Here is a 12,402-nt window from a genome sequence, read left to right as displayed (position 1 = left end):
GGGCGCTTGGACAACATGCTTTTATAGCTTTTCTCAGTCTAAGCAGCCGTCAAGACGAGATTCAAACTGTTACCTTCAGTAACCGAATTCAGTGGGGATTTTCGAAAAAGATGTAGTTCGACCCGAAGTCGCTGATTTCGAAATAGACTTTCTTTTCGCCCGGGTCGACGCGCATGTTTAAATTTTCGTCGAGCACGCCGTAGCCATAGCGATAGGAGCGCGGTGCGCCATCGTCGGTGCCCATCGCAGTGGTGATCTTGTCAATGGCGATGAAGCGGCGCACCAGCTTGTCGCCGGCATAGAACTCCAGCACGCCATTGGTGCCGGTCCAGTTCTGCACCGAACGACTGATCTTGTTCTGCTGCTCCTTGGTACAGCCGACAGCCACAATTGCTGCGAAGCACATCAGAATCATGGACGCAAATTTCATGGATCACCCCGATGCTTGTAAAATGCCATTTTGCGTCAAATCCCTCTTTTATCAAACTCTTATGCGCACTGACAATCCCCAGACCATCTATCGCGAGCATTACACGCCCCCAGGGTTTTTCGTCGAAACCGTCGACATGGGATTCGACCTCGATCCGGTTGATACGCGCGTGGCGACCCGCATCAAGATGGTTCGCAATCCGGCCGCTGGCGACCGCACCATCATTCTGTTTGGCGAAGCGCTGCGACTGATCCAGATCAGCATGAACGGCAAACTGCTGAGCAAGCGCGAATACCGGCTGGTCGGCAATGCGCTGCATATCGCCGACGCGCCCGATCGCGTCACGCTGGATATCGAGACCGCGCTGGCGCCGGTGCGCAACACCTCGCTGATGGGCCTGTATGTGTCGGGTGGGAATTTCTTCACCCAATGCGAAGCCGAAGGCTTTCGCAAGATCACCTACTTTCCCGATCGCCCGGATGTGATGGCCAAATATACCGTGATGCTGCGGGCCGACAAGGCGCGCTACCCGGTGCTGCTGTCGAACGGCAATCTGATCGAGCAGGGCGATCTCGGCGATGGCCGCCATTACGCGCTGTGGGAAGACCCGTTCAAGAAGCCGTCGTACCTGTTCGCGCTGGTGGCCGGCAAACTGGTGTGCCAGGAAGAGACTTTCCGCCTGAAATCCGGCCGCGACGTGCTGCTGCAAGTCTGGGTCGAGCCGGGCAATCTGGACAAGACCCAGCACGCCATGGATTCGCTCAAGAACAGCATTCGCTGGGACGAAGAACGCTTCGGCCTCGAACTGGACCTGGATCGCTTCATGATCGTCGCCGTGGGCGACTTCAACATGGGTGCGATGGAGAACAAGGGCCTGAACATTTTCAACACCAAGTTCGTATTGGCCAATGCCCGCATCGCTACCGATGCCGACTACGCCAACATCGAATCGGTGGTCGGCCACGAGTACTTCCACAACTGGACCGGCAACCGGGTCACCTGCCGCGACTGGTTCCAGTTGTCGCTCAAGGAAGGCCTGACCGTATTTCGTGACCAGGAATTTTCCGCCGACCAGATTGGCTCGGCCACCGGCCGCGCGGTCAAGCGCATTGATGATGTGCGCGTGTTGCGGCAGGCCCAGTTCCCCGAGGATTCCGGTCCGATGGCGCATTCGGTGCGGCCCGATTCGTACCTCGAGATCAATAACTTTTACACGGTCACGATTTACGAAAAGGGTTCCGAAGTCGTGCGCATGTACCAGACCCTGCTGGGTCGCGACGGCTTCCGCAAGGGCATGGATCTGTACTTCGCGCGGCACGACGGCCAGGCCGTCACCTGCGACGACTTCCGCGCCGCAATGGTCGATGCCAACGGCCGCGATCTGGCGCAGTTCGAGCGCTGGTACAGCCAGGCAGGAACGCCGACTGTCGGTGTCCGGACCGAGTACGATGCTGCAGCCAGGACGTATGCGATAACGCTCACCCAAAGCTGCGCACCGACACCCGGTCAGTCCGGCAAATTGCCGTTCCTGATTCCGGTTGCCGTCGGCCTGCTCGACCACGACGGCAAGGACATGGCGCTGGTGCTGCAGGATCGCCCGCACGTTCCGGTCGCCGGCGCCAAACGTAATCAGCCACAGCGCACCATCGTGCTGGAACTGACGGAAGCGGAACAAACCTTTGTCTTTACCGGCGTGGCCGAAAAGCCGGTGCCATCGATCCTGCGCGACTTTTCGGCCCCGGTCGTCCTCAACGTCGACTACAGCGATGAGGAACTGGCATTCCTGATGGCCAACGACAGCGACGCCTTCAACCGCTGGGAAGCGGGCCAGCGCCTCGCCACCCGCCGCCTGCTGTCGATGATCGAATCGTCACGTCCGGAGAACCTCAACGGCAAGACGGCATCGCTGGCGGCCGATGCGACGCTGTTGATCGACTCGCTGCGCGCCACCCTCAACGATAAGAAGCTCGGCGCCGCGTTCCGCGAAGTGGCGCTGACCTTGCCGTCCGAAACCATGCTCTCGGAAGCACTCGCGGTGATTGAGCCGCAAGCGATTCACAATGCGCGCCAGGCACTGCGGCGCGCGCTGGCAGCAGCGTTGCGGCCGGATCTGGAAGCAATCTACGCAGCCCATCAAGTCAAGGGCGCCTACAAGCCTGATGCCGAATCAGCCGGCAAGCGGGCACTGAAAAACATCGCGCTGAGCTATCTGGCCGAACTCGATGACGCCGCCGCGCATGGACTGGCGCAGAAGCAGCTTGAGCGAGCCAACAACATGACGGACCGGCTCGCCGCATTGAGTGCACTGCTCAATTCCAGCGCACCGACGCGGCAGGCAGCCCTGGACAACTTTTACAGTGAATTCGAAGCCGAGCCGCTGGTGGTTGACAAGTGGTTCATGCTGCAAGCCATGGCGCGCCACACCAACGTGGCGACGGTGCGCGAACTGATGCGTCATCCGGCCTTCACGCTGAAGAACCCGAACCGTGCACGCAGCCTGATTTTCAGCTTCTGCAATGGCAATCCGGCGCAATTCCATGCCGCCGACGGCAGCGGCTACGCGTTCTGGGCGGAGCAGGTCATTGCCCTCAACGCCATCAACCCGCAGGTCGCCGCACGATTGGCACGCACGCTGGATCGCTGGCGCAAATATGCGCCGGTCCAGCAGCATTTGATGCAACAGGCGTTGCGCCGCGTGGCTGCCGCACCGGCGCTATCGAACGACGTCCTCGAAGTCATCACCAAAGCCCTGGCCAACTGAATCGAAAGCGAAGAGTCCACCATGAAACGCATCAGCCTCACGCAATATCTGGTCGAAGAACAACGCCACCACAACACCATTCCCGCCGAACTGCGTCTGTTGATCGAAGTGGTCGCGCGCGCCTGCAAGACCATCAGCCATGCCGTCGGCAAGGGTGCGCTGGGCGACGTGCTCGGCAGCGCCAACATTGAAAACGTCCAGGGCGAAGTGCAGAAAAAACTCGACATCATCAGCAACGAGATCCTGCTCGAAGCCAATGAGTGGGGCGGCCATCTGGCAGCCATGGCGTCCGAGGAAATGGAAACCATCCATCCGATCCCGAACCGCTATCCGAAGGGCGAATACATGCTGCTGTTCGATCCGCTGGACGGCTCGAGCAATATCGATGTCAATGTGTCGATCGGGACCATTTTCTCGGTGCTGAAAGCGCCCGAGGGCATGTGCGAACCGACCGAAAAGGATTTCCTGCAGCCGGGCAGCAAGCAAGTCGCCGCCGGTTATGCCGTGTACGGTCCGCAGACCGTGCTGGTGCTCACCACCGGCAACGGCGTGAACTGCTTCACGCTGGACCGCGAGATGGGTTCATGGGTACTGACCCACCGAAACATGCAGATTCCCGCCGAGACCCGCGAATACGCCATCAACGCCTCCAACGCACGCCACTGGCATCCACCGGTGACCAAGTACTTCAACGAGCTGCAAGCCGGCAAAACAGGACCACGCGGCACCGACTTCAACATGCGCTGGATCGCCTCGATGGTCGCCGACGTGCATCGCATCCTCAACCGCGGCGGCATTTTCATGTACCCGGCCGATGCGCGCGAACCGGACAAGCCAGGCAAGCTGCGCCTGATGTACGAAGCCAACCCGATGGCGTTCATCGTCGAGCAGGCTGGTGGCGCCGCGACCGACGGGCAAGGGCGCATCATGGACATCCAGCCGCACAAGCTGCATCAGCGCGTGCCCGTGTTTCTGGGATCAAAAAGCGAAGTCGAACGGGTCACCGGCTACCACCAGCAGTAAATAACATCAGTGGATTGCAGGAAAAATCACACCGCACTGGCTTTTGCGTCTGAAACTTTGCTAGAATGCGGGGCTTCGCTGATGTAGCTCAGTTGGTAGAGCAACTGATTCGTAATCAGTAGGTCGGGTGTTCGATTCGCCTCATCAGCACCAGTATCCATGCGGGTTAGCGGCTAGTTGCCACTAATCCGCATCTTCGGTTACTGCCAATTTTAAGCCAATTTCTTTTTTGGTTATCTTTTCAGTGCTTGTATTGGAGATATCCAATACAGGAATCTTGATTCGCAAAATATTCCCTAGAAACGTCGTTGCCGCTGGTGGCTCACCATTCCGTAAGCTCTGAGGAATAGGCCAACATAAGTGGATGCCTTGGCTGGCCGGCTTGCATCAGCCCAAAGTAAAATAGCCGAATGCCATCTTGCCGTCTTCGCGATAGAACGTCACACGCCATTGTTTTGGCCGTGGCGTAATCGGCTTCTTAAGCTTGAACAAGGTATCAAAGTTCACCGCATTTTCCCTAGTTTGATCGTTTCAGTTCAGTGTAAAAATTCTCGTGCGATCCAATGCTCAACAGCAGCACAGTAACCGGCGATAATTTGCTCGGTTGAAGCTGGTAGGCCAACAAAACCTCTTGTTTGTTGATCTTGAACTTGTGCACAAAAATCCCGGCCAAGTCGCCCTTTTTTTCTTCGCCTATTGCAGGGTTCTTGGCAATTTCTTTCACGGCGCTGTCCACTGCAATCTTGTCTTTGGCGTGCAATTTCTTGATGACTTTAGTAAAGGTCGGAGTAGCAAGGATCGCCAACACTATCAGGCCTCAAACTGGTACTGGGTAAGCAACCCAGCCTTGGCCTCTTGAGCGGCGAGTAGCGTATCCTTAATGAATTGCAGCGGCAGGCCGGGGTTGTCATCGACAGCCTTCCCAAGCCGCGCCCAATACTCGATCTGCTTAGGGACAGAACGATGTTCGGCAGCGGCATGTGGCTTAGCCATTTCGACCAGTTCATCCGACAATTTCAGCGCGATAGACATAATTGAATCCCTGATAAGTTAAGCTACATTATGTTCCATGTTGCCACCTTTTGAAACCGGTAAGTTTGCGCGATTCAGAGCTAGTTGCTGCTGACGACACCCCAAAGCAACAGCCAAACCTCCATGCCGCCTGCATTCCTCGGAAAAGCCGCATCAGACCCAGGGCAGAAACCGGCACAGCGGCAACCTCCCATCGCGCCTCTATGCCTGCTCCATAGTCGATCGACGTTCGTACGCCGAGAGCTAGGGAATCTCTGCATAAGGTCGGCGAAGTCGCCTTCCAACACGTTGACTACCGATGAAACAAATAAGCCTCCCCACCGCCGGATTTGAACTGGCCCCCAAGAAGACGCGCAAGCGCGAATTTCTCGATGAAATGAACCTGGTTGTTCCCTGGGCCGAGTTGGTGTACTTGATTGAACCGTACGCGCCGAAAGGTAAAACGGGCCGGCCGCCGTTTGCCGTGTCGACCATGCTTCGGATTCACTTCATGCAGCAGTGGTTTGGGCTGAGTGACCCGGCAATGGAGGAATCGTTGCACGACGTTCCGCTGTATCGGGAGTTTGCAGAACTGGACGCGGGTATGAGCCGGTTGCCCGACGAATCCACCATTCTGCGGTTTCGCCATCTGCTGGAAAAACATGCGTTGAGTGCGCAACTGCTGGCCACCATCAATGCCACGCTGGCCAAGCGAGGTCTTCTGCTCAAGACCGGAACGGTGGTCGATGCCACGCTGATTGCCGCGCCCAGTTCGACCAAGAACAGCAAGGGCGAACGGGACCCCGAGATGCATCAAGCCAAAAAGGGAAACCAGTGGTACTTCGGCATGAAGGCCCACATTGGGGTTGATGCCGATTCGGGTCTGGTACACACGGTTATCGGCACCGCCGCCAATGTCAACGATGTCACTCAGGGCCACGCACTGTTGCACGGTGAAGAAGTCGAGGTATTCGCGGACGCTGGCTACCAGGGCGCCAACAACCGGCCCGAGGCGACCGGCGTCAAGTGGCACATCGCCATGCGTCCGGGCAAGCGCAAGACGTTGGACAGGGCGACGAAACTGGGTGCCATGCTCGACAACATCGAGAAGCTCAAGGCGAGTGTTCGCGCCAAGGTTGAGCATCCATTCCGGGTCATCAAGCGCCAGTTCGGATTCACAAAAGTTCGCTACCGCGGCCTGGCGAAAAACACGGCCCAACTGGCCACGCTGTTTGCGCTGAGCAATTTGTGGATGGCACGTCGAGCGATTATTGACGGACGGCGGGCATGAGTCCGTCCGCAATCCGGAGAGGGGCCCAGAACCGGCCCGATAGTGTGAAAATTTCCACGCCAAATGCAGTGAATTTGCACGAAAACGCATTCCCATCTTCATTACGCGAATTTCTCTCGTTCAGCTCACGCTGTGGCGGTGGTTATGCAGACCATCCCTAGAGCTTGACTTGAAATAGATCACTTGATACGATAAAATTTGATAAATGATCTAAAAAGCCCAAATGCAAACTGTGACTCCGGAAAAAATCGCCGCCGTTATGGCTTTGGTGCCTGCGCCACATAGCTTTGCCGAACTCGAGGGAATGGTGCGCACGGGCCTGCCAAAATCGGCGCTGCGTACTAGCGTGGCGCATGTTGGCCGCACAGCCGACGAACGCAGGACCATTTTGAACAGCATTATCGCCGAGGCCACCTATAAACGGCGTGATGCGCGCCTCACACCAGGCGAGTCCGAACGCGCCGAGCGATTGGCGCGGGTTTTCGCGACGGCGCAATACGTATGGGACGACGAGGCGCTGGCCCGGGAATTCCTGCACGCTGCGCACCCACTACTGGAGAGCCGGACACCGCTGGATGTGTCCATGAGCGAACTTGGCGCGCGGCGTGTTGAGGCGCTACTGTGGCAACTGTTTTATGGCCTCCCGGTCTAGTGCGGATCTTTCGGATTGCTGATGGGCGTCATCCCCTCTAGGATGGAACGGGTGCCATGCGGTTTGGGGGACGTTGGAACAGTGCTGGAATGCCGGTCATATACGGGGCGACGACCTATGCCGGAGCCATGCTGGAGGTCCTGGTCCACAGCCGTATTGGCAGCGTGCCAAAAACACATATGTTGGTAGTTGGCGAGGTGCCTGACGGCTTGGTCCTAGAGATAGTCACGGCGACGATACTGGGGCCGGGGTGGGCTGAGCCAGAAAGTTCGGTGGCACGAGAGTTCGGTGATTGCTGGCTACGGGAGTGCCGTAGTGCAGTGCTGCTAATTCCGTCAGTGGTCACCGGTGACGACGGCAACGTGATGATCAATCCGGCCCATCCAGATGCGCGTCAGCTTGTTGTGTCGGCACCGCAGCCATTGCTCTGGTGTTCGCGCTGATCGAAATTTGCCCCCCAGGGGGGTCACTTTTCGTTCAGCGGCAACACTTCGGTTCCCAAAGCCGGATATTCAGCCGATTTCTCTCGTAATACTCCAGCAAGGCTTCAGCGTCGTCGAGACGCCGGGGAGTCAAAGTCAACCGCTCAGTTTTCAGGAGAATATTATCGGTCAGCATATTCGTCGATGCTGTGGCACGCTGATCGTCCACTTCTGGCCGATTGTACGCGCGCGAAGTGGAACTTCCGACGCAAAGGAGTCAGTCAATTCAACCTGCCATAGTACGGAGATTCCAGAAATTTGATTAGGCGACTTAGGTTAATCGCCATGGCGGGTTCCTGCGATTCTTGCCCCCCAATACAAACAGATGATGTTCCCCTTCGGATCGACTAGGCGTGCTTCGCTCCACAGCCAAGACTGATCAACCGGAAGCTGTGTAAACGAAAACCCTTTAGTCTGCATTTCAGCAAGCGTTTGATCGAGATGAGCACATTCGAGATAAAGGACCGTTCATGAACTGACTGCCGGTCCTGCTGCGCGGTGGACAGAGGACGTAGCATCTCCGTCTGGACAAGCAAAGCGCGCGTATTGGGGCGAATTAACGATTTGAATGAAGCCCAGACGGCGGTAAAACGAAATCGACTCGGTAACGTCGCTCGTCTCAAGGGTGACCTGGTTTAGATTCATGCGTCGCCCCTCGCTTGTTAACGGATGTTTGATGATGGTCGATTGGACGCATGCGCGAACTGGGGCTATCGACCCCAAGCTGACATTGTGAACTTGTCGTCACGCACCGAGCGTTCTAAAGGCCGGAATGAAGAAGGATAGTCCAACCAAGCCGAGCAAGACCGCCGCATTTATCGCCAGTTTTAACCACGGGAACGGAATGCCGCCGTCCGGATTGCTCCAGCCTCCCGCAACATCATCGTCGATCGTGATGAGGTGTCCCGCAAAAGCCCAGACGGCGAATCCGATGGCGGTATACGAATATGGCACTTTCCAGATCAACGACAAAACTACAGCAGTCAAGCAACACGATGCCAGAGACGTGCCATACCGCTTGAATTCAGAAACACTCAAGTCTTTATCTCCCATGGCATGAACGAATCAATGACCGCTCCTGGTCGTTTCCGGCTCGAATTAACCGCAAATGACGCAGCGCGGCTCACGCTATCGCCAAATCAGTTCGCATTCGACGTTACCGGATCGCCATCCACCGCGATGTGCTCGAAATAACTGCAAATGAAAAAACTGAGAAATACCTATCATTGATATGTACTTTGCATGGTATATGCTACGAATAGGTACCGATAAGGAGATTCAAATGCCATCCACTGCCAAGCTTTTCACCACCGGACGCAGCCAAGCGGTACGGCTACCAATGGAGTTCCGGTTTCAGGGAACGGAGGTCTTCATTCGGCGCAACCCGGCAACGGGGGAAGTCGTGCTGTCTCCTAAACCAACGTCGTGGCAAGAGTTTTTCGAACTTGCAGACCGCACCGACATCCCAGCCGATTTCATGATTGATCGTGACGACCTGCCGGCCGACGAACGGAACCTGTTTTGAGTCGCTTCATGCTTGACACAAACATGGCGAGCTATGTCATCAAGGGCCATCCTCCGGAGGTTCGTCAACGACTGGCTGCGCTGCCGATGGACAGCGTCGTCATCTCGGTTGTCACGCAAGCAGAACTGCTTTACGGCTTGGCTCGCAAGGGTCATCCAGCGGCCTTTACAAGGCTCATACGCGAGTTTTTGCTTCGCGTTGAAGTGTTGTCTTGGGACGGGGAGGCCGCAACCGTCTACTGCGATTTGCGATCATCCTGTTCCGCTTCCGGCATCACGCTTGGCGCGCTCGATATGATGATTGCCGCACACGCGGTAGCGGCTAAAGCGACTCTCGTCACGCACGACAAGGCTTTTTCCTTGGTTCCAGATGGCGTCCTCGCCGTCGAGGACTGGATCATCCAAGCGCGATGATATTGCAGCATTCCGCACTAATATTCCGGATTGGCGTAGCGGCTTGCATTTCAAACCGACCGTGCTCGCAGTTGACACCGATTTCGGTTCAAATTATCTGTGAATGAAAATTGGCTCGTGCTCGCGCAATCTGCAAATGAGCTCGAAACTGAAGATGCCGGCTTGCATTCCATGGTCGCCGGCTCACGCTAATTGCAAATGATTGAAGTCCATAACGGCACGCCCCCTTTTTGCCCCGCGCAAATTCCCGCTGTCGACCCTGAGCCGCTATTCGAGCTAGCGAGACCGCAACGGCGGCTTCCAGCTACAGCCGCCGTTCGCTCGCTTCGCCGGTAAGTCATCGAGGCGGTCATTCTCTTAAGCCTGAGTCCGGCATCCCGTTATGGTCTCCGAGCGGTCTAACGGGCCAGTCCACCCAGCGGTCCGCGCGGATAAGTTCGTGCGCTTGGTTGAGCGGGTAACGAATACGATTGTCGTCGCGCGGACGTTCGCCGATCACCATCAGCCTGACTACGGCCTTCGTGTTATTGATGAAGGTGTGGCAGATTCCAGTTCCTGCCGGAAACGCGACGGAATCGCCTTCAACAAGGGGATGGAGCACCCCGTCGATCCATACATCGGGCTTGCCCTCGAGCACGTACACGAACTCCTGTTCGGTGCTTTCGGCGTGCGGATATGAAGTCCGCCGGCCGGGCAGAAGCCTCACATGATGAATACCAATACGCGTAATGCCTAGTGCGGCGGATAGCGGCGCATCGAGCGCCATTTGCTCGGTATCGCCGCTATAGACATGCGCATCCGGTTCTTCGAGTTCAGTCCAGTGCTTGATGAAATCTGGTCGGCTCATCGATTACTCCCATTTTGGGTGAGCTACCATAGTAGCGGTTCAGCAACGGACGCGAGCCGTGATTTGCGAGCAATCTCGGCAAATAGCGGTCCGTCCAATGTCGCGACTGACATGATCCGCGAACGAAGGTCCGGTGTCTGGTGCAAGCCGATGTCCGAACGTCCGGGCACGTGTAGGCCAACGGCGGCAGTTGGCCGATTGTACGCATGCGCGAACTGGGACTTTCGACCCAGAGCGGCCAGTCAGCTATGCGGAAAGTTGCCCTCGGGCCTTTTACGTGCGCTCGCGGAACGCGTTAGGGCGCCCTGCGTACAGGGTCACTCTGATGCAGGAACTTTGTGTAGAGATCGCGTGGCGGCGCAACGGAAATCGACTTGAGCACTTGTCCGACATTGCCTCGGTGATACCCACCGTGGGTGAGTACGTGAAAAAGAACTTCTTCGCGAGACATTCGGCCGGGGTCTCCGTCGGTAAAAGTAAAGTCGATAATTTCCGCAGCCTCGGCGGCTGTGATCGATGACGCGTACTTCTGATACCAAGCATCGGTGGCCTCGACCTCCTCGCGCAGTTGACAAAGTGACGGAGTTGCCCTTGTGTTCGTGGCGCCGAAGGGCCTAGGTTCCCCACTCAAATGAGCGCGAAAGATTCGGTCAACCACGTAGATATGGTTCAGAGTACGAACACAGATGTTGAGCTCCTCAGCACGCTCCGCTGGAAGCGTGGCCAACAGCGTAAACAATTCCGAATTGGCCCAGGCCTTGTAACCGAACAGCGAAATGAGGGTTGAAGTGGACATGGAAGGCTCCTGGGGAGTTATAAGCATAACTTGTAAGAATCGAAAAATTTCATTCTGACATCGGACGTTAGCCGCTGCTGACCATTTATGTCTGACCCGGCCCGGATGTTGGAATCAGCATAGAATGTTGCTAAACTGGAAAAGTCACTGACTGTCACGAATGGCGGCTCTTGGCCGGCTCCTGCCGACTGTACTCGACGACAACTCGCCTTGGCGCCTGACGCCCCTTTGCAGCCGCTGGCAGCGTTTCACTCGTCATCTAGCCGATGCGGTAGTCGACTTCTTTGGCTATCGCCTCGTTCGCAAGCCAATGTCCGCGCGACAGCGCGACCGACGAATCGGCCACGTTCAAATGTTATGACTGGTCACGATGCCGGAATCACTGGTCACGTTCGTCCGGAATGCCCAGTTAAAACTGGAAATACTGTTTATTTACTTCTTAATTACCGAATCATCTAAGTACCACTATCCTCGTGCGCGTCCAACTGCCGTTTCGGTTCAGCGTCGGGAATTTCTGAGGAGCGCCTGTGCAACCTGCAGTACTTCTGATCGCTTGAAGGAAAGCGAGGTCAATTTCACCCGCCCCTCGAACCCTTTGTAAAAAAGGCGTTGCAGCACCGAGCGCAACATTCGCGATGTTCCAAAGTGCTTCAGCACGTTGTTGGCGTTGCGAAACCGAAGCACCAGATAGGTAGAAGATTGGTGGGCTTCAATGCGCACCGCATCAACTTCTGTCCACGGAATCAGGTGGCCACTCTTACGGTAGTTGGTAATGCCAAAGCGGTCGAACAACAGCACAGGGCCGCTCCAAAAATAATTGACGATGCATTGGCGCATGGTGAAAACATAGGCCAGTGCAACGGGGGCGAACAGGATGATTCCGAACGCTTTTCCCAACACAAAGGAAAGAGCAAAAGTTGTGTAGCCGCAACTGACAATAAAAGGTGTGAACACAAGGAAAACCAGAATCGCATAACCGCGAGATGTGGTGAGTTCTAGCTCTCTGGATGGCAAGTTGGGAGATATTCCATTTGGTTCAGGGGCTGTCAATTACCGGCATTAAGACGCCACCGATATGCGGCGTAATGGCGCCACGAGGACCAATCAAATCAGGGGCTCAAACTGGGTGCGAGGATGCGCGATTTTGGGTGATTTTGCAATAGCATTTTTT

At 56.2% G+C, this 12,402-nt stretch carries 14 protein-coding genes and 1 tRNA gene; 8 read left to right on the top strand and 7 right to left on the bottom strand.

From position 1 onward, the window contains the following. Nucleotides 1-88 precede the first annotated feature (88 nt). Complete coding sequence (locus tag RCH09_RS09605) at nt 89-430, bottom strand: hypothetical protein (protein ID WP_326940858.1); 342 nt, start codon at nt 428-430, stop codon at nt 89-91. A 61-nt stretch (nt 431-491) separates the two neighbouring features. Between RCH09_RS09605 and pepN the strand changes: the two genes are divergently transcribed. The 3 genes from pepN to RCH09_RS09590 all read left to right on the top strand — a co-directional run bounded on the left by pepN (nt 492) and on the right by RCH09_RS09590 (nt 4,367). Next, nucleotides 492-3,191 carry an aminopeptidase N gene (gene pepN / locus RCH09_RS09600; RefSeq protein ID WP_326940857.1) on the top strand — a complete coding sequence of 900 codons (2,700 nt, stop codon included), beginning with the start codon at nt 492-494 and terminating at the stop codon, nt 3,189-3,191. 21 nt (nt 3,192-3,212) lie between these two features. After that, nucleotides 3,213-4,214, top strand: a complete 1,002-nt coding sequence (locus tag RCH09_RS09595) for a class 1 fructose-bisphosphatase (RefSeq protein ID WP_326940856.1) — start codon at nt 3,213-3,215, stop codon at nt 4,212-4,214. A gap of 77 nt (nt 4,215-4,291) precedes the next feature. After that, nucleotides 4,292-4,367, top strand: a tRNA-Thr gene (locus RCH09_RS09590). Nucleotides 4,368-4,731: 364 nt separating this feature from the next. On the opposite strand, the gene RCH09_RS09585 is transcribed toward RCH09_RS09590, so the two are convergent. Then, a complete protein-coding gene (locus tag RCH09_RS09585; protein ID WP_326940855.1) occupies nt 4,732-5,022 on the bottom strand; it encodes a type II toxin-antitoxin system RelE/ParE family toxin in 291 nt (96 codons plus the stop codon). 2 nt (nt 5,023-5,024) lie between these two features. After that, the gene (locus RCH09_RS09580) at nt 5,025-5,246 is read right to left on the bottom strand and encodes a TA system antitoxin ParD family protein (RefSeq protein ID WP_326940854.1); all 222 of its coding nucleotides are present in this window, start codon (nt 5,244-5,246) and stop codon (nt 5,025-5,027) included. A 298-nt stretch (nt 5,247-5,544) separates the two neighbouring features. On the opposite strand from RCH09_RS09580, the gene RCH09_RS09575 reads away from it, so the two are divergent. The 3 genes from RCH09_RS09575 (at nt 5,545) to RCH09_RS09565 (ending at nt 7,611) form a co-directional block, all read left to right on the top strand. Continuing rightward, nucleotides 5,545-6,516, top strand: a complete 972-nt coding sequence (locus tag RCH09_RS09575) for an IS5 family transposase (RefSeq protein WP_326940853.1) — start codon at nt 5,545-5,547, stop codon at nt 6,514-6,516. Between the two features lie 223 nt (nt 6,517-6,739). After that, a complete protein-coding gene (locus tag RCH09_RS09570; RefSeq protein ID WP_326940852.1) occupies nt 6,740-7,168 on the top strand; it encodes an antitoxin Xre/MbcA/ParS toxin-binding domain-containing protein in 429 nt (142 codons plus the stop codon). Nucleotides 7,169-7,224: 56 nt separating this feature from the next. Continuing rightward, nucleotides 7,225-7,611 carry an RES family NAD+ phosphorylase gene (locus tag RCH09_RS09565; protein ID WP_326940851.1) on the top strand — a complete coding sequence of 129 codons (387 nt, stop codon included), beginning with the start codon at nt 7,225-7,227 and terminating at the stop codon, nt 7,609-7,611. A gap of 783 nt (nt 7,612-8,394) precedes the next feature. Here RCH09_RS09565 and RCH09_RS09560 read toward each other — a convergent pair. Beyond that, nucleotides 8,395-8,703 (bottom strand): hypothetical protein, encoded by a 309-nt coding sequence (locus RCH09_RS09560; protein WP_326940850.1) that lies wholly within the window; start codon nt 8,701-8,703, stop codon nt 8,395-8,397. 229 nt (nt 8,704-8,932) lie between these two features. Between RCH09_RS09560 and RCH09_RS09555 the strand changes: the two genes are divergently transcribed. Together RCH09_RS09555 and RCH09_RS09550 are read left to right on the top strand one after the other, a co-directional pair. Continuing rightward, entirely contained in the window at nt 8,933-9,175 is a 243-nt protein-coding gene (locus RCH09_RS09555; RefSeq protein WP_326940849.1) for an antitoxin, read from the top strand. An 8-nt stretch (nt 9,176-9,183) separates the two neighbouring features. Then, nucleotides 9,184-9,588, top strand: a complete 405-nt coding sequence (locus RCH09_RS09550; protein ID WP_326940848.1) for a type II toxin-antitoxin system VapC family toxin — start codon at nt 9,184-9,186, stop codon at nt 9,586-9,588. A gap of 349 nt (nt 9,589-9,937) precedes the next feature. On the opposite strand, the gene RCH09_RS09545 is transcribed toward RCH09_RS09550, so the two are convergent. The 3 genes from RCH09_RS09545 to RCH09_RS09535 all read right to left on the bottom strand — a co-directional run bounded on the left by RCH09_RS09545 (nt 9,938) and on the right by RCH09_RS09535 (nt 12,281). After that, on the bottom strand, nt 9,938-10,435 hold the full coding sequence (locus RCH09_RS09545) for a cupin domain-containing protein (protein ID WP_326940847.1): 498 nt from the start codon (nt 10,433-10,435) through the stop codon (nt 9,938-9,940). Between the two features lie 295 nt (nt 10,436-10,730). After that, complete coding sequence (locus tag RCH09_RS09540; RefSeq protein ID WP_326940845.1) at nt 10,731-11,231, bottom strand: DinB family protein; 501 nt, start codon at nt 11,229-11,231, stop codon at nt 10,731-10,733. A gap of 498 nt (nt 11,232-11,729) precedes the next feature. Continuing rightward, nucleotides 11,730-12,281: a hypothetical protein gene (locus tag RCH09_RS09535; protein WP_326940844.1), complete on the bottom strand. Its 552-nt coding sequence runs from the start codon at nt 12,279-12,281 to the stop codon at nt 11,730-11,732. Between the last annotated feature and the right edge of the window lie 121 nt (nt 12,282-12,402).

This window comes from Actimicrobium sp. GrIS 1.19, from assembly GCF_035984655.1.
Lineage (GTDB): Bacteria > Pseudomonadota > Gammaproteobacteria > Burkholderiales > Burkholderiaceae_D > Actimicrobium.
This window is presented reverse-complemented; position numbering and strand designations above follow the sequence as displayed.